Consider the following 23,601-nt stretch of genomic DNA (forward strand, 5'->3'; position numbering starts at 1 on the left):
GCAACTTCATTGCCAAGCAGGGCGTCTTCTCCTCCGACTGGCTTCAAATGGCCACCGGCGGCACCGTCCGCACCATCGCCCTACGCACCTAACCGATCGCGCCTTCGACTGCGCCGGGGCCGGTGGCCTCAGCGCAGTCGAAGGCCAGGCATGCGAGCAATGCCGTCATTCACCGCAGCATCCCGGCCAATATGTCGTACCGGCAAGGTCCGGGGCCCTGGCATCTCCATGACCGTGTTGCAATAGCCGTCAAGCATGCACGGCACGGAGGTAGTGGAGGTGTCATGGTAGGGCTGCCATGCTGAGGGTGCATTTCTCCAGAGCTGACCTGGATCGGGTGCGCATCCGTAATACGCCGCACGCATTGTGGGAGGTGCTATTAAGCCTCCACTTGCTTCAGGCGGGCGATCGCAAGTCGCCCGACCGGGAATGGCTACTCCAAAGCTCTAAGCGGCATGGCCAACCCACCGAGCCATTACTCGAGCTGGCGTCGCCGTGGGGATACTCACCAGACTTCCTCACCCCACCATTAACCGGGTGGGGCATCGACGATGCCATCGACACCCTGAGGAGTGTCAGTCCTGGCCGCCTGCACCACGACATCTCCGAACTCGCCCTGTCCCGGCCCCTCAGCCCATCCTCCCTGGCTATCGGCGACGGCGACAGTCACGCGCTACGTCGACTGAGCGCAGCAATCGCCCGTTACTACTCCGCCGGCATCGGCGCGCACTGGCACCGCATCGTCCGGGCTGTGGACAACGACGCGCGACGCCGCAGGCAAATCCTTGACCAGGGTGGCATCAATAGGCTGCTGGCCACGCTCCATCCAACCATCGAGTGGCGTCGACCGGTTCTATTCGTTGACTATCCGATCGACCAAGACCTGCATCTACTCGGCCGAGGGCTCGAGTTAATTCCTTCATACTTCTGCACCCGAAAGCCCATCACCTTGAAGGATTCGTCGCTGCAACCGATGCTCGCATTCCCGGCCTCCCGTCCCCCAGGCACCTCGGACCACGAGACGGCAAGATTTGATGAAGCACTTGCTCCGCTGCTAGGACGCACCAGGGCGGCGATTCTGGGGGCGTTGGTTACTGGATGCACAACTACCGAACTCGCAGCGGGATTTGGTATCTCCCTTGCAAGCGCCAGCGAGCACGTCACGGTCTTGCGCAATGCCGGACTGGCTACAACCCAGCGGTACGGAACAAGTCGGTTTCACAGCCTTACTGAACTCGGGGAGTCGCTGCTCGGTCACCGAGTGGGACTCTAAATTGCTCCTCTGTCAAGGTGTTACTGGTTGGCAGGCAGTGAGGTCGACTCGTAGGGCTGGTAGGCGACGTCGGACAGCCGCCATTTGACGACGCGGAGGGTTCCAGGCCACCGTCGCCGGCGGCTGCACAGCGTGCGTTCGGCGCAGGTAGCGCATGTCAGCGTCAGCGTCCTGCAAAGCCTTGCGCTGGTACGTAGCGGCGGGTTTGGACTATTGCGGTGAGGTGCAGAAAGGCGTCGAGCTGCCGATCCCGGTGCGGCTGAGGCGGTGCTGGGCCCGTACGACAACCAGACTGGTAGCGCCGCGATGCCGTTGTGGCGGGCGCATGCGGCTGCAGACCGAAATCGCAGGATGCTGGCCGTCGGGTTTAGCTCACGCTGGCGGCAGATACGACCGCTGGTTACGCGGCAACAGGCGCGGTGTGGACGCTGGACGAATCGTCTTGAACACCTCGGCTCCCGCCATCCTCGCGATGATCACGCTCGAGCGGATGCTTGCCCGGGGTCCAGGCTGACGCGGACGCTGCTGGGGACATCGACTGGTTGGTGTCGGTGGACTCGACGATCGTGCGAGCCCATCAGCATGCCGCTGGCGCTAAAGGGGGCGGCGAGAAACGGACGAACCGCAAGATCACGCCCTCGGTCGAAGTCGAGGTGGACTGACTACCAAGATTCACCTCCCCTGTGACGGCCTGGGTCGGGACCCTGGCGTCGGGCTCACCGGCGGCAACGTCAACGACTGCAGTCGCTTCGATCACGTCATGGGCGCGATCCGGGTCGAGCGGCCAGGTCCCGGCCGACCTCGGAGCCGACCCTCGGGGCTGTTGACGTGCTGATAGAGGTTGAGCACCACTGGAGTTCCTTGATCACGGAACCGTCGGCGATTCGACCACGCGAATCAAGCGTCACGAGGCCATAGAAAGCTGCACGGCTTCGAGTGGCGGCAAGGCTCGGAAGCGGCAGCGGTGGTCAGGCATCCTCGACCACCGCCGCGTCCATGTCGCACAGGTGAAACGTTCTCGTGTCCGAGGGGCGACACGAACCATCGCCCCACCGCCGATGACGCTCAGCGCAACTCTGAGGCTCGCGAAAGTCTAGCCACCGTGCTGACCTCTTCGGTGCGCCGAAGAGGCCAGTGAGGATCGTGTACGGCTTCCTGCGCGCAGCCGGTCGAGGGCGCTCGTGTTACGGACGCTGGGGTCCCAGAGCGCTAACCAACGTCCAGCAGTACTGCGTCGGGACGCGCTTCCGGCTGCGCACGGTCGAACCGACCCTCGACGGCAACCTGTGCCTGACCACGAGCACCGGCGGGGACAAGGACAGCATCCCGAACAACAGCAACGAGAAGATCCTCAAGGCGACCCTCGGTGGGGAGTCGGAGGCCCCCGGGTCGGTTGGCGCTCGTACCCGGCGATGAGGTCGGCGGTCACCGGGCGGCCCTGCCGTGTCGCGTCAGAACGGCGGCCCCGACGACTACCGAAAGCGTTTCCAGGTACGTCGGCGGGCGGTGGCCGGGGAACAGCCGCCCACCCGCGCCGACGACGGCGGGGAACGCCAGTAGCCGGGCAGTCCCTCATCGAAGAACCCACTTCGGGCGACAACGAGGGCTTCCCGGGCACCTGTGCCGACGGGGAACGGGGGCGCCCGCCACGACGGCGGACGCCCCGAACGTTCCACGGCCTGGGTCAGCCGATCAGCGTGACCGAGTAGTTGTACGTCGTCCCGGTCACCGAGTACGTCGCGCTCTGCCCGTTCTGGCAGTACGACACGAAGCTGCTCGGCGTGCCCTGCGCTCCGCCACCGCGTCCACCACCGGCCGGACATCCGCGCCCACCGGCAGCGCGGTGGTGGTGAGATCGATCGTCCGCGACTGGTTGATCGGGTAGGTGTCGGTGTTCGACGTCTCCAGACCATTGCTCGCCGCGACGCTGAAGGACATCACGAACGCGGCGTTGTTCACCACGGTGATGCGCTCGACGCAGGGTTCAGCCTGCGCACTGGCCGCGGTGGCCGCCGCCGCTGCCGACCCGCCGGCGGCGAGCGTCCCGACGAGTGCGGCTCCGACGAGCCTGGCGGGGAAGGTCTGCGTTTCACCTCTCGATCGTTCGTGGCGCCGGGCACCGACCGGCGGTGCCCGGCGTACGGTCCATATCGAAGTTCCCGCTCATCCCAGATCGAATCCTGTAGATCGGCATCCTTCGGCCCGACCCGCGGCGTCGGACGCGCCTCGCCGACGCGGCGACGCCCGTAGCCACCGGCATGCGACCGGGCTGCCCGGGGCTGAGCCGCACCGGGACGGTGGCGCCGGCCCGCGTCCAGTCGGCCGAGCGTGTGGCCCGTGGTCTGATTGGCTTCGTGCCTTTGAGCCGACTTGTCCCCGCACGGTCACCGGCCCGGCCGGGTCTGCTGCACGGATGGGTGACACCTGCCCTCGTAGCGATGTGCGGCACTGCTGTCCCTGTCCCACCGTCCTAGGAGCCTGGGTTTCCGGGGGCACCCCGGGGGGATCGACGCGAATCGCCCTCACGTTGCTCCGTACGCGACTACGGTCAGACCAGTGGTCAACGACCCCAGAGCGGTGAAGGCACTCAAGGCGGACCCCACCCTGTCCGGGCTGCGCCGCTCCCTGGAGGCGTACTACGGCGACCCGGCCCGCGAGGCGGCGATGGACGCGTTCTACGCGCCCCTGGTCCGCCCGGGGGACCTGGTCTTCGACGTCGGCGCGCATGTGGGCGACCGGCTCGGCAGCTTCCGGCGGCTGGGCGCCCGCGTGGTGGCCGTCGAGCCGCAGCCGCTCTGCACGCAGGCCCTGCGCGCCCTCTACGCGGACGACGAGGGGGTGACAGTGGTTGAGGCGGCATGCGGGTCGTGTACCGGGCCGGTGCGGCTGCACGTCAACTCGGCGAACCCGACGATCTCCACGGCCTCGGCGGATTTCCTGCAGGCCGCCCAGGGGGCCGGCGGCTGGGAGGACGAGATCTGGGACGTCGAGATCGAGGTGGCCGGAACCACACTCGACACCCTGGTCGCGGCGCACGGCGTGCCGGGCTTCGTAAAGATCGACGTGGAGGGCTTCGAGGACGCCGTACTGGCCGGGTTGAGCCGCCCCCTGCCGGCGCTGTCCTTCGAGTTCACCACCATCGAACGGAACCTGGCCGCCCGCTGCTTGGACCGGCTCACCCGCCTGGGTTTCACCAGCTTCACCGTGGCGCTCGGCGACGAGATGGCGTTCGCACTCAATGGCTGGCGGTCGGCGGGCGAGGTGGCGGCATACCTGCGAGCGCTGCCCCACGAGGCCAACTCGGGCGACGTCTACGCCCGCGCCCGGGCCGCCTGACCCTGCCCTGCACTGCCCTGCTCCTAACCTCGTCCGACCAGGTGACGCGGCATATTCGTACCCGTGAAGGATGCCGCCCAGGCGTTCACGCCGGCGTGTGTCGAGGCGGGTGATCCGGCCTATGGGGAATGTCTCGCAACCTCGGCGCGTGTCCGCTGAGGACGATGGTCGAGGTCGATGAGGCTGGCGCGCGCGGCGGGCGGCCAGCGGGTTTTGCATCGAATCGGGTCGATGTACGGTGGAAGCGCTCCCACACCACCTTCCACCCACCTGATCGAGGAGCCGAACATGCAGCGACGGCGACATCGCCCGGCCACCATGCTGGCCGGCCTGCTCATCCTCACCCTGTCCGTGCTTCTGTTGCCACCCGCGTCGGTGGCCGGCACCGCGGCAGCCGGCACATCCCACTCCCGCGCGACGCCACTCACCGAGCTGACCGTGGTGTCCGAACGGGTGGCGTTCGGTCTGCAGCGTCCGATCGCGATCACCGGCCTGCCCGACGGTCGGATGTTGATCGCGGAGAAGAACGGGACCGTCCGCGCGTACCACCCCGACACTGGCCCGGCGGCCGAGCCGGTGCTCGACCTGACCGCCCGGATCGACACGTCCGACAACGAGCGCGGCCTTCTCGGCATCACACCGGCACCGAACTTCGCACGCACCGGGATCCTCTACGTGGCGTACACGAGCCTGCCAGCCGGCGCGCTGACCCTGGCGCGGGTGCCGCTCGGCGCTCCGGACCGGCTACAGGTTCTACTCACCCAGGAGCACGCCGAGTTCGGCAACCACAACGGCGGACAGGTGGCCTTCGGCCGCGACGGCTACCTCTACTGGTCCACCGGCGACGGCGGCAACGCGAACGACCCGTTCAAGAGCGGCCAGAACCTCGGCACCCTGCTCGGCAAGATCGTGCGGATCGACGTCAACCGCAGCTGTGGGGGCAAGCCCTACTGCGTACCCTTCGACAACCCCTTCGTCCGCACGGCGGGCGCACGCCCGGAGATCTGGGTCTACGGGCTGCGCAACCCGTGGAAGTTCTCCATTGACCCGGTCGACAACTCGCTGTGGATCGGCGACGTCGGCCAGGGCCTGATCGAGGAGATCAACCACATCCGCCCGTCGCAGCGTGGCGCGAACCTCGGCTGGTCCTGCAAGGAGGGCACGCCGGTCTTCGACCAGACGCAGTGCCGGCCGGGCGTACGGCTCACCGATCCGGTCGTCGAGTACGAGCACTACATGACGGAAAACTGCTCCATCATCGGCGGCCTGGTGTACCGGGGGTCCGTCACCCCGGAGGCACGGGGGACCTACATCGCGAGCGACTACTGCTCGACCCGCGCGTTCGCCGTGCGTCCCACGTCCACGGGTGGCTACGAGTCCGCCGAGATCGGCACCTTCCCCACCCAGCCGACGGCGTTCGGTGCTGACGTGAACGGCGAGCTGTACGTGCTCAGCGACCTCCCGGGCTGGCTGAGCAAGGTGCGGTTCGAGCGGGTCCAGTCCACCCCGACCGCCGGGGTGGCGAACCGCTGATCCAACAGCACGACCGGGGACGGCCGCGTACGGTGGCCGTCCCCGTCCCAGTGCCCCGGCAGGGGTGGCCCGGCGACGTCGTCGCCCCCCCTCGGAGTGGGTGTAAAGCTTTCCGACGTTGGCGGCGAGAGGCCGATCATCGAACGAGGAACCGCTCGCCCGCATCACCCCCAGCCTGCGCAACACGGTCATCGACGAGCAAGTCAGCCGCCGCCAGCGCTCGCTGGTCCCAGATCAACTCCTGGTGGACGTCGTCCTGCACATCGGCCATCGAGTGCGCGAGGACGCAGACATGCAAGGAATCAACCCGCTCCGGTAGGCGGCCCGCCCACTGACCCAACGTCACCGGCCCGGTCGCCAGTCATTCGATTGCGCGGTCCGGGCTGGGCCTGCCGACTCTTCCGCGGGCCAAACCAGTCCTCCAAGTGCGCAACGATGGCCCATCCGGCACCAGCGAGTACGAGACATGAGACCGGCTACCAGGGTCGACATCAACTTTCGGGTGGCGAGGCTGAGTCCCGTCGGGAATCATCAAATCGTCTCCTGGAGTACGCGTTCGGTCGGTTAGGTGGACCGGGTGACGGCGCGGCCCCGAAGGCAAGTCGACGGGGCCGCTCGTCTGATCCTTCGTAAAGAGCACCGCCTCTCGCGTGCTTTCCTGTGGCTGGCCGGGCCTGCTACAGCCGCGGCTCCTGCGCCTCTACCACCTGCACGCACCGGCGCAGGGCAGCCGCCATGTAACGGCGCCACAGAGGAGCAAAGGGACCGGCGAGGATAGGGCGCCGGCCTGGGAGCGGCTTGAACTCGTACGTCCAGCGGATGAGGGTGCCGTCCCCGTCGGGGTTGAAGTTGAACTCGCCCCGCACCCCGGCCGCAAGGCGAGAAAGGACGTTCGTGAAACCGGTCAGCTGGTACGCGAAGGTCGAACCGTCCGTGTACTCGGTCAACTGTTCGGTGGCCTGTGACCCATCCTCGAACTGCGGGTTACGGGTGGCGCCGACGTGATCCCAGGCCTCTGTCTGGTTGATCACGCCCTTGACGCCGGGGAACGGCCATACCCGGTGGAAGACGCTCGGCAGATCGATCGGCGCGATCACCCGGAACGCGGTGGCGGGCGGCACCGGGGTGCGTTGCTGGACCGTGACCGAAACCGTGCGGTCGGTCGGGCTGATGAGCAGCGGTATGGCCGGAGTGCCTGACGGTTGTGTGCGGCTGTCGGTCATCGGTCCGTCCTTGAGGCATGGTCGGGCAGGCGTGGTCGGTTCGTCGGGAGGGCGGGTGCCAACTGGTCCGCTGAACGGCCGGCACCAGCTCGGTTCGCGCTCGCGTCGAGAATAGAGTGGTCCGTGTAGCCGCGCTGGTCGCCGCCGTGGAAGGCGGCCGAGTCGGCTCGTTCAGCGGCGCGTCGGTCCCCAGGCGTGCCGGCAGGTCGGGGTTGGCCAGCGCCATGGCACCGATCGTGATCAGATCGGCGACACCGGAGGCAAGGCCGGCCGTGGCAGGCCGTGGGCGCGAGGATGACGGTCTTGCCCGGCAGGTCGCCCGCGCCGGCCGAGGCGTGGAATGCGGGCAGGTCGGCCAGCGCCACCCGATGGGCAACCTCAACGCACAATTCGCCGCTGCTGACCCGAGCAGCCAGGTCGGCGAGTTGGTCGGCGTCGCTGCGGACGAATAGATCGGTGCCACGCGCATTGCGCGGCTCGTCGGAGGGCGCGGGCATGACCGGCGTACGTAGTCCGCAGACATCCCCGCCAGCTCGCCGAGCTCTTCCCGCCGCGGCCCCTGCACCCGCCGACGACCGATCGGCAGCCCGACAGCCGCACGCGCCCTACCCTCCCGCAACTGACGCACCGCGACGCCGAACTCGTGACGTTCCACGACCCAAGTGTGCCTCGACAGGCCAGATGGCGCGGGTAGCGGCCGGCCTGGGTTAGGGGCGTTAAAACGCTGCACGCGATTATGCGAGCCAGGTGAGCCAGAAGGGCAAGGACGGAGCACCGACTGTTGGCCCGTCACGAGCAATTCGACACCCAGTGCCGATCCACTACTGGCGGGGCTTCATCGCGGATTGCCCTCCGCGCCAGCGCCGCCCACGGCCGGAGTGCGCATCCTCACCGACATCCTGCGCATCGCCCACGCCACCGGCTCGACCCCGGCCGCCGCCGCCCGCTCCCGCGCCCGCGCCCGCCACCAGATCGAGCACGGCCGCCGCTGACTCAGAAGCAGACGTACCTCGGCACCGCGCGCTGAGGACTGGCCCGGCCAGGCCGTTTCTGCACAGGTTCACCAGCATTCGAGTAGCGCGGCGATAGTGACGGTGGCCTGGAACGGCGCTGACCGGCCGCCACGGTTGCCTCGCGGTCGAGCAACTTCGCCTGATCGTGGGCGCCATGCTGCCTGTCGCAGGGCCAGAAGAGCCGGCCCGGAATCGGGGAAACAGTCAGGGCGTGTAGACGATCGCCATGCGGGTGATGACGCCGAGCTCGGTGACGACCGCGACCATGGGCCGTTTGTTGAGCGCGAACCACGCGGCGAGCTGTTTGCCCGTCATGGGACACGTGCCCCCCTTCTCCGGGGCGTCCATACACACGTTCCCCTCGGCGTCCTCCCACGTGAAGTAGTCGACCTCGTCGGCGAGTGGAACGGTGACCTTGGTATGACTCTCCTCCGTCACGTACGCCTGGTGCGTACACCGGCCGTCCGATCGATCGATCTTGAAGGCCCGGCAGTACGCGTCGCCGGTCATGAAGATGATCGGTTCGACGACGGCGGATGCGTTCGCCGGGTCGTACGAGTGCAGCGTCACCACCGACGTGGTGCTGCCCTTGGTGAGGTCGGCGAAGCGGGGCAGCGGTACGGTCGCGCTGCTTGACGGCGTACCCGTGGGGGTGCCCGGAGGGTCGCTCGCGGGCCCGCCGACGCCCGAGACGGCCGACGGTGACGCGGTGGGTGTGGAGGAGGCGTCCGGCGAGCCGGTGCCGCATCCGCCGACCACCACGACCAACAGCAGCGAGGCGAGCAGCTTGCGTCTCACAGCTTCGTGACCTCCACATGGGCGAACGCGGCGCGGGCGTCGCCGCTGATGACGTCATCGATGACACCGAATGTCATTCGGCCGGACGTCAGGGACGGCGGCCCGAGCGTGGTGGTGATCAGTGGCGCATCGTCGACCTCGACAGTCGCCTTGTCGCCCTGCACGACGACTCCCACCCGGCGTGCATGTCCCAGGACGGCTCCGGCAACTGCGGCCCGCGTCTCCCGGGTGACGCGGTCGTCGGTGTCCACGCCCAGTCGGACCTCGGTCTCGCAGAGCGACACCAGGTAGGCGTTCGCGCCGGCCACCCGGAACCAGATCGCCGCACACGCTCCCGGGGTGAGGACCGTCGCGTCGACCCTGACCGTCTGGTCCTTGAAGGAGTCCTGCGGACCGTGGCAGCGGTACACCGCCGACATTCCGGTCCGGGCCTCGAGCCGCCCGCCGCCGAAGACGCACCGGCCCTCGGGCTCGTCGCGGCTGTCCGTCCACTGGCCAGGCCGGTCCAGCCGGTCGATGATCGCCGGACGTCCCGCGATCCGACTCGACGACGACGTCGGCCCGGGTGTGCCCGCGCCTCCCGTCGCGGTCGGAGCGCCGCTCTGCCCATTCCCGGCCACCCCCAGCCGGGGCAGCAGCTGAGCGGTCAGGACCCCGGTCACGCCCAGCGCCAGCACTGCCACACCGGCCAGGACCATCCGCCGCACCCGGCCCGGCCTCCGGCGGCCGAAGCCGAACCGGCTGGTCCGCCGGGCCGCCGTGGCCGCCTGGAGCAGCTCCGGGCGGATCAGTTTGGTCTTCACGTCGGTATCGAGGTCCAGCAGCAGGTCGAGCAGTTCGTGCGCGGTGGGCCGCTCCGTCGGGTCCTTGGCCAGGGTACGGGCCACCACCTCGCGCAGCCGGTCCGGCAACCCGGACAGCTCCGGCGGCTGGGTCAGGATGCGGGCCGCGGTCGCCGCGGGCGAATCGGCCCGGAACGGGGTACGCCCGGTGCCGGCGTACGTGACGACCGCGCCCCAGGCGAACACGTCCGCGGCCGGGCCGACCACGGCACGGTGTTCGGTGTCGAAGCGCTCCGGCGCCATGTACGCGACCGTTCCGACCATCTGATCGGTACGGGTGTGCTGACTGGTCACCTCGAAGGCCCGGGCGATGCCGAAGTCGATGACCTTGGGGGTGCCCAGCGCGAACAGCACGTTGGCCGGCTTGAGGTCCCGGTGGATCACCCCGGCGCCGTGGATTGCGGCCAGCGCTGTCGCCACCCCGACCGCGACGCTGTGCAGGCTGCCCCGGCCGAGCGGGCCGTTGCGGGTGATCACCTCGGCCAGGCTGGGGCCGTCCACGTACTCGACCACCAGGTAGGGCGTCGGATGGTCGGGGTCGGCGTCGAGCACCTCGGCCGTGCAGAACGGCGGGACCTGCCGGGCCCGGTTGACCTCACTGCGGAACCGGCCGCGGAACTCGGTGTCGTCGGCGTACTCGGGCCGGATCATCTTGACCGCGACCAGCCGGCCGTTGGCGTCCTGCCCGAGATAGACCGCGCCCATACCGCCCTGGCCGAGCCGTCCGATCAACCGGTAGCCCCCCAGGTCCACTGGATCACCCGGCAGGAGTGGATCAGTCACGCGCAGGACCTTACATCGAAGCCACGAGTCGCCCGCACATGCCGGTCCACACTCCATAAGGTCGCAACATCGTTGGCGTACCAGGCAATTGGCCGTTGCCGACCACAATCCTCGTGGCGGAACCGGCGTCGCTGTCGGAACTGACGCGTCCGGTCATGCCGCAGCGACTCAGCGGTCCTGCCCCGGCGATCGGTCACCGCGTACGCCCTCGCACATGACGATGTCCGCATCGCCCGGGATGTCGGAGGCAGCGGAGTCGACCTGCCAAAACCTCATGCGGTGCCGGATGGTGTTGGAGTTTCTTGATGATCAGGCCGACACCTGGGAGCGATGGGACGCGAAGTCGTTCCACGATGGCGTTGATGTCCCCACCTCGTGCTCGGTGGTCCGCAACCGGGTTAGGTGCAGTGGACCGACCGCGGTGGCGGTCATCACGCCGTGGAAGTCGCGGCCCGGCAGGTAGCACCGCAGCGGCACGAAGGTCGACGGACCCAGCTGGGACCATCGCTCGATCCCGCGGACATCCCTGGTCCAGGTGTCGACCACAGGTTCAGCTATCGCCCGATCCGAGAAGGCGGACTCATATGACCTGGCCTCACGCTCATGGTTCTCCCACTGCACGATGGCCGCACGGACCGGGGCCGGCGGCCCACGTTTGTCAGACCGCCTCCATCTCGATGGCGTGGTAGCCGGCGCCGACCGGATAGGTCACGCCCCGCCGCCAGCCGGTCGCGGCGAACAGGGCGTCGAACTCGTCCAGGTTGCGTTCCATGCCGCTGGTCAGGGCCAGCATGGCCAGGTCAGAGATGGCGGTGAAGTCGGGTTCGCCGAGCTCACCGAGCAGCATCTCGATGACCACGGCGCGCCCGCCGGCCGTCGTCGCCGCGCGGCAGTTACGCAGGATGGCGAGGCAGCGGTCGTCGTCCCAGTCATGCAGCACGGTCTTGAGCAGGTGCAGATTCCCGGCCGGTACGGCGGTGAAGAAGTCGCCAGCCACCGCGGTGAAGCGGTCGGCCAGGCCTCGCGCCGACGCGTTCCGGCCGGCGATGTCGGCGGCGTGCGGGAGGTCGAGCACCACCCCGGTCAGCTCGGGCCGGTCCTCGATCAGTCCCAGCACCAGGTGCCCGTCGGCGCCGCCGACGTCGACGATGGTGGTCACGCCTTCGGTCTTGAGCTGGGCCACGACGCCCGCGGTGACCAGGCCGGAGACGTCGCTCATGGCCTTGCTGAAGGCCGTCGCCTCGGCCGCGTTGGCCGGCTGCGAGTAGTAGTCGAAGATACTCATCCCGAGCACCTGCTCGGCCTGGCTGGCGCCCTGGCGGACCGCCTCGGGGAACGCCCCCAGCGACTTCCAGTGCGCCGGGCCGGCCTGCACGAGCAGCAACGACCGCAGCGAACCGGGCACGCCGGAGCGCAGCAGGTGGGCCCGCGGGCTCAAGCCGAACCGTTGCTCCCCCAGAAAGGTGAGGATGCCGATCGAGGCGGCTGCCCGCATCAGGCGGAAGGTGGCGCGCTGGTGGCTGCCCTCGAGCCGGCTCACCTCCGCGGCGGTCTGCGCACCCTCCGCGACGTGGTCGGGGATGCGCAGAGCGACGAGAGCGTGCAGCACCTGCGTGGTCATCCCGCCGGCGATGAGGTTCATCACGGCGGCTGCGTTCGTCGCGAGCTCCTCCGGCGTCTGGTCCGGGCCCAGTCCTGTGGGCATGGCACTCCTTTGTTGTACGTTGAGAAACCGCTTCAGGCTAGGGGGATCCGGGCCGGCAACACTTGGACCTCAGCGCCCCGTTTCTGGTACTTCAGCGCCCGACAATCGAGGCAGAGGAGATGAGCGTGCCGGTGCGGACGTTCCGGACCGACGTCACCTCGGCGTCGCAGGAGCGGGACGGATACCAGGTGTTCCGGCGTCACTGGGACGCGCAGACCGGCGGGCCGATGCCGTTGCCGGGTTTCGACGTCGGAACGTCCGGGGACTTTCGGATCAGAGCACGGGCCGTCACCGCCGAGGACGTGGTGATCGCCGATGTCCACAGTGAGTCACTGACCGGCCGCACGCTGGGCGCCGGCGACTCCGGTGCCCGGGTGCTGCTCCACGTGGTGTTCACGGGCAGCTGGTGGTTCAACGGTCCCGGCGACCGCGGGACGGAGGTGACCGTTCCGGCCGGCTCCTACATCGCCCGGCGCAACGGGGCGCCGACGATGTTCGACGTGCAGCCGGGCACCTCGGCCAGGGTGCTGATCCTGCCCAGCTCGGCGCTCGGTCCCGGGTTCGGCGACCGGGGGATCGTCGGGTCGGCCGGCTCGCCCGAGATGCGCCTGGTCACGGCGTACGCCGACCTGCTCGGCGAGACGGTGCTGGAACTGGGGCCGGGCGGCGTGTGGGCGGCCCGGGACGCGATGCTGGAACTGGTCCGCGGCGCGATGCGGCGGGAGTTCGACGACGCCGAGCCGCGGCTGTCGGCCCCGCTGGTCCGGGCCGCCCACCAGATCATCGACGAGCGCCTCGGCGACCCCGATCTGTCGCCGTCGATGGTGGCGCGCGAACTCCGGGTGTCGGTGCGCGCGTTGCACCGGGCGTTCGCCACGGCCGACGAGTCGGTGGCGGCCCGCATCCGGCGCCGGCGGATCGAGCGGGCCCGGCAGGACCTGACCGCGCCGCTCGGCGCCTGCTCGGTCTCCGAGGTGGCCGCACGATGGCACTTCGCGGACAGCAGCCATTTCATCCGCGCGTACCGCAAGCGGTACGGCGAGTCGCCGGCCCGGTTCGCCAGGTCGCGCAAGGCCCAGCCGCGGGCTTCCTGAAGGCGAGTGTCACCGACGTTCTCTCACCCTACGCGCCGGACGTCATCTTCCCCGACGGTGGCGAGAACGCCGTCATCATCCAGCCCGGCGGCCTCTTCGACGGGCCGACCAGCCCACTGACCAGCGGCCCAACGCTCTACCACCGCGATGGGTCGCCAGCGGAGTACACCGTCGAGCTGATCCCCGTGAGGACCCCGAGCACCTGCCGCACGACGCCTACATGGCGCTGCCGCCAGACGAACGGGACCGCAACTTTCAGGCACTGGGCCAGGACAAGATCGGCGGGACGGCGCTGATGCTCAACGAGCACGACTGGCCCACGAGCGGGCCGTGGCGGCCCCTACTGCGCCTCGAGACGAACTGGAAGCCAGTTTTACCTCAACCTCGGCGCCGCACCGGTGGCGTTCGCGTTCATCTCCACCGACGGCCGGCACGGGTGTTTTCTCGCTCAGGACTCGTAGCCAATCCTGCCCATACTCGTCCTGTCAGCGCGCGCCTCGCGGCAAATGAGTGCACCGCCGCAGTGTCCACCTCGACCACGCGCACGCCGTCCGCCTCGCCTTACACGCCGAATTGCAGGGATTTCAGAGGGTGCGGTTCATTGGTGAGCGCCGCCAAGGCAGCGGCGACCTCTTGCAGGGCGGCTCGTACGCAAGTTGCGGTGGTGCCGGCGTCACTGCCGCTGTCCGAATGACCGGCATGTCAGCGAGACAGCCCCCGACGCGACGCCCACGCTCGAGTACTCCAGCCGTACCTGATGAATTCGGAGTTCCGGCGGCTCAGAGGGCATCTGTCGACGGGATCGAGGTCTCGGTCTGTCGATGGGCGCGGATGTCTTCGTGGAGTAGGCAGAGGCTGTGCCGCGGATGGCCGGGCCGGCGTACCGGTACCCGGCCATCCGCGTTCTGACCACTGGCGAAACTACCGGTCCAGCGGCTCGATCCAGATGTTGCGGTACTGGACCGGATTGCCGTGGTCCTGCAGTCGGATGGCACCCGTCGCCGGGCCCTCCGGCCGGCTGCCGCCAGTCGGGCTGAGGATCTCGACGTCGTCGTGCACCTTGACGCCGTTCCACACCACGGTCACGCGAGGGTTGGCGACCTTCTGCCCGGATGCGTCGTAGCGGGCCTGCCGATAGACGATGTCGTACGTCTGCCAGGTCTGCGGCGGCAGCGCCGCGTTCACGTCGGGGGCCCTCTGGGTGTAGATGGCCGCGGCGTCGTTCTTCTGCGGCACGTCGATGCCAAAGGAGTCCAGCACCTGGATCTCGTAGCGGTCCTGCAGGTACACCCCACTGTTGGCGCGCGCCTGGCCGGTCACGTCCGGCGGATACAGCGGTAGGTTGAACTCCACGTGCAGCCGGAAGTCACCGAATGCCTCCACCGTGCGCAGGTCCCCGTTACGCACCGTCATGGCGCCGTCGGCGACGGACCACGAGGGTTCGCGCCCGTCGGTGTGCTGCCACTCGGTGAGCTCGCCGCCGTTGAACAGCGTGATGCGTTTGCCGTGTGGCCGGACGGCGAGCACGTCCAGGTTCAGGTGCCCGGAGTCCGCTGCCTCCTTGCGGTACTCGACCACGTTGCGACCCTTGTTCAAGCGCGCGGTGGTGGTGACGGTGCCCCACTCTTCCCAGGTCACGGTGGAGGGGAAGACCGTCTGCTCGACCCGTTCACCGTTGACGTAGAGGCTCAGCTGCTTCTCGCCGGAGTACGGATTCGGGCCGTTGCTGTAGCGCATCACCAGGTCGTATGTCCCGGCCTCGCGGACATCGGCAGAGATCCTGGTCGACGAGCCGTCCTGGGCGAAACCGGCGGCGAAGCCGGCACCGGAGTAGGCGGCGTGGTCGGTCGCCATGCCGACGCCGGCCGTACGGCCCTCCTCGGCCTCGAAGAAGGTCTGCGGCTGCACCACCCGGCCCGGAATCTCGTTGAGCGTGTACCAGGCCTCAGTGTTCCACAGCTCCTCGCCGTCGGCGGACGAGAACGGACGCGGGGAGCGCACGTGCACCACGCGGTTCTCCTTCAGGCCCGGGATCTTGAGCTTGACGGTGCGGCCGTCGGTCGACAACTCGGCCTTGGCCACCTTGAGCGTCTCCAGCTCGAGCTTCGGACCGCCGTACTGGCTCGTCGCGCCGTAGCGCCACTGCGTCACCTGGTACGCGTCGGCGAGTTCCTGCGCGGTCTCGGCCGACAGCGGCTCGGTGTACTCCAGCTCGAACCCGACACGCGACGCGCGCATCTGTTTGACCTCGAAGACCGAGGTGCCGTTGGGCGTGAGCTTCTGCAGGCCGTAGGAGAGCTTGCCCTCCTGGCCCCAGTTGCCGCCGGCGCCCAGGCCACCGGTGTAGAGCGCGCCGTCGGGGCCGAGGGTGACCTCGTTGACGCCGGCCTCCAGGCCCTGCGTGTGCCGGAACACCGCGCCCTGGTACTGCCCCTCGATCTTCTCGAGGAACACGCGCTGCAGGCCGCCGTAGGTCACGTCGCCGACGACCAGTTGCCCCGCGTACGGCCCCTGCTTCAGCAGCACCGGAGTCGACGGCGAGTTGCCGATCTCGTTCTGCGGGATCCAGACGATGGGACGCGTCACGGCCTTGTCGTCGAACGGACCCGCGGGCGTCGTGTAGTGGTTGTAGAACGCCCCCTGCTGGATCTGGACCAGCTTGGACGCGGGCAGCCAGCCGCCCTGGTTGTCGGTGACGAGGACCTCCCCGCGGGGGCCCCACCCGATCCCGTTGGGAGTGCGCAGCCCTCCTGCGACATACGTGATCTCGCCGGTCCTGGCGTCCACCTTGATCGAGGTTCCGCGGTTCGGCGCCGGCTGGGGCACGGTGGTGGCGCCGCCCAGGTCGATGGCCACCGAGAGGTTGAGGTAGAAGTACCCGTCCCGGTAGAGCAGGCCGAACGCGAACTCATGGAAGTTGCCGCCCCATGGCCAGGTGGCGACCGTGCGGCGGTCGTCTGCGAGGCCGTCGCCGTCGGTGTCGCGCAGGGCTGTCAGCTCGTGCTTCTGGCTGACGTAGACGGTGCCGCCGACAACCGCGACGCCTTGGGGCTCGCGCAGCCCCTCCGCGAACTTACGGTAGGCCACCTGCTCGGGGCTGGTCTGTCCGGTGACGCCCTCGACAACGTAGATCTCGCCAGTCGCGTTGTCGGTGCCGCCCCAGGTGGACATGATCAGGTCGCCGTCGGGCCGGAACGCCATACCGGTGACCTGCGGCTGAAGCCCTTCGGGGCGCAGGTCGGTGAGGGTGTAGCCCGGGTGCACCCGGTCGAGCGGCAGGCCGTCGCCGGCCGAGTCGGTGGCCCCCTCGCAGTACTTCCATCCCGGGGCGGTGACGCGTACGACGTCGGCGTCGGTGCTCAACGCGGAGTTCGGTACCAGCTCGAAGCTGGTCGCACCCGGGCGGCGCCACTCGAGCCGCAGGACCTGGCCGCCGCCGTTATCGAAGAACTCGATGCGCAATGGGTGCAGGCCGGCGCTGAGGGTGGTTGACCCTTCCTTGGAGGTTTCGCCGTGCAGCCCGTCGTGGTCGACGACACGCTGATCGCCGATCGTCAGCCGTGACCCGTCGTCGCTGGTGAGCCGGAAGGTGTACTCGCCGTCGACGGGCGCGGCGAGGTTGGCGATGACGTGGCTGATGAACCGGTCGGAGAGGCCGAACTCGTCGGTGGTGGTCCAGCTGACCTGCGGCATGAGCTTGTCGACGTTCGGTGTCTGTGCCGGCTTGAGGTCGCACAGCGCCGACAGCGGAGCTCCCATGTCGTACGAGCGCAGGGTGACGCCGGGTTCCTGCGGCGGGACATCGGCGGTGATGGGTGCGGCCCCGGCTGGGGTGATGGGGACCGCAAGGAGCAGGGCCGCGACAGCGGCACCTGCGGCCACGAGACTGCCGCGACGGCGACGGCGCCATCGGTTCGGTGCGGGCATGGTTCCTCCCGGTGGGTGGGTCCTGGCCGAGATAGGAGGCGCTTTCTCCTCCCTGGACGGGCCAGTACGGTCTCGGAACACAAAAGATCGATCGCAGACGCTATCACTTTGGATCGACCAAGCTGAACTTTTAGATTTTCGGATGAAAGTGGCCCCTGTTGACCCATCACTTTGGTGGCATCTGGGGCAGCGCGAGCGGGGCATGTGGCGGCGTCGCGGAGCGGAGGCAAAGACAGCGCGAGACCAACGAAACGCCGCTACCACGGTGGCGCGGTGACTACCGACCGGCGCGGGGCGCCGACGAAGGACGCCTCGCCGGCTGGCGGTCGGCACCTTGTCGTAGGTATCCCTCAGGGCACGGCGACGGAGATCGGAGTGCCGAGTCGGCCCTCGTTCCCGCTGCGATCCAGCCCGGACACGCAATAGGAGAGGGGACGGTCGGTCGGGGCGGTGCGATCGATCCAGCCGGTTCCTCGGGCGGTGCCGACGAGCCGGGCCTCGTCGCCGTCCACCCTGTAGACGGCGTAGCTGGTGGCGCCGTCGCCGCGCCAGGTCAGCGCCACCCCGCCGGCGTCCGCACGCCGGGCGTCGGTGAGCGTCGGTGCGGCGGGCGGCGCCGCCGGGAGCTGCGCCATCGTGGGCACCAGCGCCGGGCCGGCGTAGTGCGCGCGGCTGTAGCGGCTGACCGCCCCGAGTTTGTCGGCGCGGACCTGCTTGGCACTGAAGTGCACGCTTCCGTGCACGCCGTTTCGGCGGTTGAGGGCCAACTGCCGGTCCAGTTCGGCCGGGTCGCGCCAGGCGCCGCGCTCACCCACCCGGTAGTCGGCCTGACCGATGTAGAGCTGCACCCTGGTGCCCCGCACGGTGTCGACCCACCACGGCAGCAGCTTGGCGTAGTCGGCCTTGGCGAACCCGACGTGCCAGTAGAGCTGTGGCACGACGTAGTCCAGCCACTGTTTCCGCACCCACAGCCGCGTGTCGGCGTAGATGTCGTCGTAGCTCTGCAGGCCGGCGGTCGCGGAGCCGGCGGGATCCGTGCGCTCGTTGCGCCAGATGCCGAACGGGCTGATGCCGAACCTCACCCACGGTTTGATCGCCTTGATCCGCTCGCTCATCTCCCGGACCAGCGTGTTCACGTTGTCCCGCCGCCAGGCGTGCTTGTCCGCGAAGCGCCGGCCGTACCGGGCGAACGTCGCGTCGTCCGGGAAGTCCTGCCCGGCCTCCGGGTAGGGGTAGAAGAAGTCGTCGAAGTGCACCCCGTCGACGTCGTACCGCTGGACCGCCTCCAGCATCGAGTCCTCGACGAACGTGCGCGCCTCCGGGATGCCCGGATTGAAGTAGAGGCGGCTGCCGGGCCGGTCGGCGCTGGGGTAGGTCACCACCCAGTCGCGGTGGTGCCGTAACGGGTGGGCCGGCGCGAGCTGGTCCAGCCTCGGTCCGGGGCCGCCCACCGTGGCCGGTTGGCCGCCCCGGTAGGGGTTGAACCAGGCGTGGAACTCCAGGTTGCGGGCGTGCGCCTCGGCGACCATGAACTCCATCGGGTCCCAACCCGGGTCGCGGCCGTCGCGGTGCCCGGTCAGCCACTCCGACCACGGTGCGTAGCTGGACGGCCAGAGCGCGTCCCCGCTGGGCCGTACGTGCACGAAGACCGCGTTGTGGTTGTGCCGCACGGCCAGGTCCAGCCAGCCCCGGAACTCCGCCCGCACCGTCTCGGCCGGCAGCCCGCGCCGGCTCGGCCAGTCAATGTTGTTCACCGTCGTGATCCACATGCCCCGCAGCTCGCGGGGCGCCCGGGCTGGCCGGCCGGCGCAGCTGGGCGGACCGCCTGCGGCGTCGGTGGCCGCGCCGAACGCGGCGACGTCCCCGGTCTTCGGTGCGCCGCCGTCGCCGACAACCCGGTGCCGCAGCGACCATGCGCCCACCCCAAGCGCCACAGCGAGCGCGACGACCACCGCGACGAGAGCCTGGGTACGACGACGGTGGGTGGTGGGAGCGGACGGCTCGGCGGCGGGCATTGTCACAGTCTGCCGAGTGTGGCTCACCGGGTGAACCAGGCGGCCCGTTACTTAACGGTCAGCTAAGGCCCGCGCGACGCCAGCTCGCCCCTCCGTTTCGCCCCGTCCGGGCAGTGTCACGCGGGCACCAGGTTTCAGCGGCTGGTGGAAAGCGGTCGCCGAGGGTGATGGTGACGGCGTTCCACGTATCTCGGTGAGGAGGCCAGCGTGATCGGTCCGGTTGCTTATGGCGATAAACCGGGCGGCCACTGTCGTCGCGCTTGCGCCGCCGAAGCGGCCGTACCGACTGAGAACGCCCGCGACGTCAACCACCGCCGAGAGGGACTGGGCCGGATGGGCTTCGTTCGGGTTGGTGGCCACCGTGCGCTCACCGCGGTGATGATCACCGCGCAACTGGCCGGCCTCACCCGGCTCGACATTCCGTTGGTGCTCGGGGCCCTCGTCCACCGACAATCCCGACGGGCCGGGTCGTCGGGTTCTTCATCCACCTCTAAGTCGGTCAGGGTTTCGCCCTCGGTTACGCGGCCGCGTTCGCCCTGCTGAACCGCGCCACCTGGTGGATCGGGGCGCTGTTCGTCGACGACGTCAAGCGCCTGCAGGGCCGCTGACCGGCGACGGTGCGAGGGCATGCCGCCAGCCGGCCTCCCGGCGGGCGGTAGGCGGCTCCGGCGACGCGAAAGAATGGTGTCCCGGCCACTGTCGGAGGGCGGGGCCTGCCGAACCACCCTCTCAGTCCAGCTTCGGTTGTTCGTACAGTTTTTTGGCGGACAGGTTCACCGCGCTGCCGTCTGCGAGGCGGACGGTCAGTGTGGTGGTGTTGCTGCTCGCCTCATCGGGGTCCTCGGGGTACCAGGCGCCGAAGTAACCGTCGCGAAGGGTTGCCCGCGCCGTCGGTGACGAATCGCCATCCTCGGTCCGCACGGTGATCTCCACACTCGTCACCTGTGAGCCAACGTGTCCCGCCATGATCCGGACGTAACCTTCGTCGGTGCGGATTTGACCCCACGAGTACAGTTCGACACCCCCGGCGCCGAGCCGCTCGGTGCTGGTCAGCACGGTAAGGATGCTGGTATTCGTCACGTCTCCGTTGCGATCGCGGAAGCACGTCTGGCTTCCAGCCGGCGACACGGCGTTAAGGTATGCGTACTCGCCGCGCTTCTCACCGATGACCACCCTTGCGACGCTCGCGTCCTGGGCAGGCAGGCATTTGCTGGTGAGGTCGCGTGCCTCGGTATCCGAGATCGGACTCGGCTCGGGCGTCCACGACGCAAATGCGGCACCAGCGTTGACAAGTGTCAGGGTGAAGGCGACAGCGGCGGCGAGCGCTCCGGCCGCGCCGGCGATCGCCAGGCGAGGCCGACGGTGCGGTGTGCGCGCTGGTGTTGGGCGTGGTCGCCGATCAGTGGCGACGATCCGCTCGAGCAATTCTCGCGCGGGTTCCTGCCCGACGCGTGCGGGCACCGGGACTGCGGCAGAGCGGATTGTCTGGTCGAGGACATCGTCGTCGGTCATGCGGAGCCTCCGCGTCGTGAAGGGCCTGCCGGTGCAGGGACGTTTGTGGGTTCGCTATTCGGCTGCTGACCAAGATGCTGACGCAGGCGGCGGCGGGCGCGCAGCAGGCGCAGACTGAACGCGGGCCGGGAAATGCCCAGTACGTGTGCTGCCTGCGGCCCGGTGAGGTCTTCGATCGCGGTCAGCGTCAGCACTTCCTGATCGGCGGATGACAGGCGCTGCCAAGCCTTCACCAGGTCGATGCGGGTAGCCGCGAGGTCGGCCTCGGCGCTGCTCGGAGCATTCGGTTCCCGTAGGACGCGAAGCGCGAGGCTCTGCTGCCGCTGGTCGCTGCGCTGCCGATTGTGCAGAACATTGCGGGCGACGGTGAACAGCCAGGCGCGGGCCTCGCCGAGTGATTTCGGTACTTCGTCCAAGCGGCGCCACGCTATCAAGAACGTTTCGGCGACCACGTCTTCGGCAACGGCGAGGTGTGCACGGCGTTCGACGAAGAGCAGCAAATCGTCATAGGTGGCCTCGAACAGCTCACGGAAGGCGGATTCGGCATCCGCCGTCGTTGGATCCACACTCTTCCTGGTGTTCGGCGCGTTGCGTTCGACGGTCATTGTCCTCGGCCCAATACGAAGCCGCGGATCAAGGGTGCGAGTGGGCGCTCGACGAAGCGATGGACAAGCCAGGATGCCGCGAGCAGCCCAAGCACGGTGCCGCCGATCAGTATCGACGCGGGGAGTCCGGTTTTCTCGTACACGTTGCGGATCACGCTGTATCCAATGCGGGGGTGCAAAAGGTAGAAGGGGTAGCTGAGTGCACCTGCGGTGGCCAGCCAGCGCATTTTTACCCGGTCGGTGTAGCCGAGCGCGATGATGAGCATCAAAAGGTACACCCCGGTGAGCAGTACCGGTGCCGGCCAGACGGGCACCTCGAAGCCGGGCTGCAACTCCAGGGTCCGCCCGTACACGCGCTGCAGGCTGACCAGCCACGTGGCGAGTAACAGCACCCACAGCCATCGATCGGATGGGTTGCGGCGAAGCAGGAAGAGGGTAATTCCGGCGATGAAGTACGGCGCGAAATTGGACATCACGGCCTCGTCCAGGGCGGCACCCCGGAAAACGGGAATGATCACGGCGACGGCCAGCCACACGGCACCGAATATCTTTACTCCCCGGTCGGTCAGCTTGGCCGCAAAAATGCACGCCGCGATCAGATAGAACCGGAACTCGATCCAGAGGGTCCAGTACACGGTGTCGACAAGCGGCGTGTTGAGGGGCTCCGCCAACATGGTCAGGTTGACCAGCACGCCCCACCCGTCCGGCGGAGGCGGGAAAGGCAGCCCGCCACTGATCGGCAGCACTGCCGTTACGGCTGTCGTGGTCACCACACACACCCAGAACGCCGGATAGAGTCGCGCGGCGCGGGAGGCAGCGAACTCGCGAACGGTGCGCCCCCAGCCGCTCATGAGGATCACAAATCCGCTGATCAGAAAGAACGTCTCGACTCCGAGGAAGCCATAGATCAGCACCGGCGCCGCGTCCGGCAGGAAGTATGTCGGCAGGCGTACCCCGTCCAACCTCCATGAGTCGCCGAAGTGGTATCCGGCCACCGCAAGAGCACAGATCAGCCGCAACCCGTCCAGCACGTACAACCGTGGCGCCCGCCCGCGAGGGCTGCTGACGGGCGGCGGCGTCGGCGCGCGGTCGAGCATCGCGGTCGTCATACACGGCTCCTGTCCTGGATACGGGCGCATCCAGGACAGACATGTGCAGCACTCCGTCAAGTGCTACAGGTGATCACCGTCACCCTCCTCTGCCGAAGCCGGGCCGGCATCGCGAACCAGAACGCGGCCTCGCTGCGACAGGCAGGCGTGACCGCCCAGGACGACGCCGAACTCCTGGCCCTGACCCCCGCCAACTGATCCGCATCAACTGCGACACCGCAACCTCGCGGTATGCACCGCCAACCGCGCCACCATCTGATCGAACGCCCGCGTATGCCCCGCCCCACGACGCGCCCACGGCACCGCCGCAACGACCACCCGATGCTCCGGACACGACACCCGAGGCGCCTGCGCCTCGATCACCGCCCGCACCACACCCACGTCCAACGCCTGCCACCGACGACGAACACCCGCGTCATACCGCGCACACCGCCGATGACAATGCGGACACCGCCGAGACGCACCCCGAAAGCCAGAACCTAGGCGACTGCGTTGACGATGAGGTCGTGTCTCAAGCCTGACTCGCGGCGGTCGACCGGCCCTTCCGGCCACAGACCGCACAAACACAGCCCCAATGCCCTCCAGCGGCTCACGTGGGCCTACCTGCGGGACGCCCTCGGCCTCAAAGGACTCCACCTGGCCAGCACCGGTCGAGAGCACCCTGGGCCGCCTCGAATCCAGGTAAAGGCGCGCCGGAACGTCCTCGGGTCGAAAGCGTCAGCCGGCTCTGGCCACCACGGCCAGCGCCGGCTCGCGCGCAGCTCGGCGAGGTGGGTCGCATCAGCTACGGCCGGGGGTGCCCCATAGTTTGGTTTCAATACACCCGTCCGGAG

The 23,601-nt window shown here is 68.7% G+C and carries 18 protein-coding genes and 1 pseudogene; 8 read left to right on the forward strand and 11 right to left on the reverse strand.

Translation table 11 applies throughout. The annotated features are described in order from the left end of the window. Positions 1–307 precede the first annotated feature (307 nt). The 3 genes and pseudogenes from ACFY1S_RS26235 to ACFY1S_RS26245 all read left to right on the forward strand — a co-directional run bounded on the left by ACFY1S_RS26235 (position 308) and on the right by ACFY1S_RS26245 (position 2,689). Positions 308–1,273 (forward strand): ArsR/SmtB family transcription factor, encoded by a 966-nt coding sequence (locus ACFY1S_RS26235; RefSeq protein ID WP_387123120.1) that lies wholly within the window; start codon positions 308–310, stop codon positions 1,271–1,273. A gap of 545 nt (positions 1,274–1,818) precedes the next feature. Next, positions 1,819–2,021 (forward strand): annotated as a pseudogene (locus ACFY1S_RS26240) (IS5/IS1182 family transposase); the annotation flags it as partial. A 386-nt stretch (positions 2,022–2,407) separates the two neighbouring features. Continuing rightward, complete coding sequence (locus tag ACFY1S_RS26245; protein ID WP_387123122.1) at positions 2,408–2,689, forward strand: hypothetical protein; 282 nt, start codon at positions 2,408–2,410, stop codon at positions 2,687–2,689. 309 nt (positions 2,690–2,998) lie between these two features. Here ACFY1S_RS26245 and ACFY1S_RS26250 read toward each other — a convergent pair whose 3' ends face one another. After that, a complete protein-coding gene (locus ACFY1S_RS26250; RefSeq protein ID WP_387123124.1) occupies positions 2,999–3,235 on the reverse strand; it encodes a hypothetical protein in 237 nt (78 codons plus the stop codon). A 594-nt stretch (positions 3,236–3,829) separates the two neighbouring features. Here ACFY1S_RS26250 and ACFY1S_RS26255 point away from each other — a divergent pair. Together ACFY1S_RS26255 and ACFY1S_RS26260 are read left to right on the forward strand one after the other, a co-directional pair. Beyond that, a complete protein-coding gene (locus ACFY1S_RS26255; RefSeq protein ID WP_387123126.1) occupies positions 3,830–4,609 on the forward strand; it encodes an FkbM family methyltransferase in 780 nt (259 codons plus the stop codon). Between the two features lie 288 nt (positions 4,610–4,897). Next, a complete protein-coding gene (locus tag ACFY1S_RS26260; protein ID WP_387123128.1) occupies positions 4,898–6,142 on the forward strand; it encodes a PQQ-dependent sugar dehydrogenase in 1,245 nt (414 codons plus the stop codon). Positions 6,143–6,819: 677 nt separating this feature from the next. On the opposite strand, the gene ACFY1S_RS26265 is transcribed toward ACFY1S_RS26260, so the two are convergent. After that, complete coding sequence (locus ACFY1S_RS26265; RefSeq protein ID WP_387123130.1) at positions 6,820–7,365, reverse strand: SRPBCC family protein; 546 nt, start codon at positions 7,363–7,365, stop codon at positions 6,820–6,822. 845 nt (positions 7,366–8,210) lie between these two features. Here ACFY1S_RS26265 and ACFY1S_RS26270 point away from each other — a divergent pair. After that, positions 8,211–8,357: a hypothetical protein gene (locus ACFY1S_RS26270; protein ID WP_387123132.1), complete on the forward strand. Its 147-nt coding sequence runs from the start codon at positions 8,211–8,213 to the stop codon at positions 8,355–8,357. A 225-nt stretch (positions 8,358–8,582) separates the two neighbouring features. Here the strand turns inward: ACFY1S_RS26270 and ACFY1S_RS26275 are convergent, their stop codons facing one another. The 3 genes from ACFY1S_RS26275 to ACFY1S_RS26285 form a co-directional block, all read right to left on the reverse strand. Then, complete coding sequence (locus ACFY1S_RS26275; RefSeq protein ID WP_387123134.1) at positions 8,583–9,176, reverse strand: hypothetical protein; 594 nt, start codon at positions 9,174–9,176, stop codon at positions 8,583–8,585. After that, positions 9,173–10,801 (reverse strand): serine/threonine-protein kinase, encoded by a 1,629-nt coding sequence (locus ACFY1S_RS26280; RefSeq protein WP_387123136.1) that lies wholly within the window; start codon positions 10,799–10,801, stop codon positions 9,173–9,175. Before ACFY1S_RS26280 ends, ACFY1S_RS26275 begins: the two co-directional genes overlap by 4 nt. A 658-nt stretch (positions 10,802–11,459) precedes the next feature. Further along, positions 11,460–12,506, reverse strand: coding sequence for a methyltransferase (locus ACFY1S_RS26285; protein ID WP_387123138.1), 1,047 nt, complete (start codon positions 12,504–12,506; stop codon positions 11,460–11,462). A gap of 119 nt (positions 12,507–12,625) precedes the next feature. Between ACFY1S_RS26285 and ACFY1S_RS26290 the strand changes: the two genes are divergently transcribed. After that, positions 12,626–13,600 carry a helix-turn-helix domain-containing protein gene (locus ACFY1S_RS26290; RefSeq protein WP_387123140.1) on the forward strand — a complete coding sequence of 325 codons (975 nt, stop codon included), beginning with the start codon at positions 12,626–12,628 and terminating at the stop codon, positions 13,598–13,600. 921 nt (positions 13,601–14,521) lie between these two features. Here ACFY1S_RS26290 and ACFY1S_RS26295 read toward each other — a convergent pair. The 5 genes from ACFY1S_RS26295 to ACFY1S_RS26315 form a co-directional block, all read right to left on the reverse strand. After that, positions 14,522–17,527 (reverse strand): family 16 glycoside hydrolase, encoded by a 3,006-nt coding sequence (locus tag ACFY1S_RS26295; protein WP_387123142.1) that lies wholly within the window; start codon positions 17,525–17,527, stop codon positions 14,522–14,524. A 350-nt stretch (positions 17,528–17,877) separates the two neighbouring features. Continuing rightward, complete coding sequence (locus ACFY1S_RS26300; protein ID WP_387123144.1) at positions 17,878–19,542, reverse strand: glycoside hydrolase family 10 protein; 1,665 nt, start codon at positions 19,540–19,542, stop codon at positions 17,878–17,880. Between the two features lie 729 nt (positions 19,543–20,271). Then, complete coding sequence (locus tag ACFY1S_RS26305; protein ID WP_387123146.1) at positions 20,272–21,054, reverse strand: hypothetical protein; 783 nt, start codon at positions 21,052–21,054, stop codon at positions 20,272–20,274. Continuing rightward, the gene (locus ACFY1S_RS26310) at positions 21,051–21,659 is read right to left on the reverse strand and encodes an RNA polymerase sigma factor (RefSeq protein WP_387123148.1); all 609 of its coding nucleotides are present in this window, start codon (positions 21,657–21,659) and stop codon (positions 21,051–21,053) included. Before ACFY1S_RS26310 ends, ACFY1S_RS26305 begins: the two co-directional genes overlap by 4 nt. Beyond that, entirely contained in the window at positions 21,656–22,768 is a 1,113-nt protein-coding gene (locus tag ACFY1S_RS26315) for an acyltransferase family protein (RefSeq protein ID WP_387123150.1), read from the reverse strand. Before ACFY1S_RS26315 ends, ACFY1S_RS26310 begins: the two co-directional genes overlap by 4 nt. A 69-nt stretch (positions 22,769–22,837) precedes the next feature. On the opposite strand from ACFY1S_RS26315, the gene ACFY1S_RS26320 reads away from it, so the two are divergent. Next, positions 22,838–22,966: a hypothetical protein gene (locus ACFY1S_RS26320; protein ID WP_387123152.1), complete on the forward strand. Its 129-nt coding sequence runs from the start codon at positions 22,838–22,840 to the stop codon at positions 22,964–22,966. A 6-nt stretch (positions 22,967–22,972) separates the two neighbouring features. On the opposite strand, the gene ACFY1S_RS26325 is transcribed toward ACFY1S_RS26320, so the two are convergent. Continuing rightward, positions 22,973–23,428, reverse strand: a complete 456-nt coding sequence (locus ACFY1S_RS26325; protein WP_387123154.1) for a transposase family protein — start codon at positions 23,426–23,428, stop codon at positions 22,973–22,975. Between the last annotated feature and the right edge of the window lie 173 nt (positions 23,429–23,601).

It is taken from the genome of Micromonospora sp. NPDC000663 (assembly GCF_042898105.1).
Taxonomy (GTDB): domain Bacteria; phylum Actinomycetota; class Actinomycetes; order Mycobacteriales; family Micromonosporaceae; genus Micromonospora.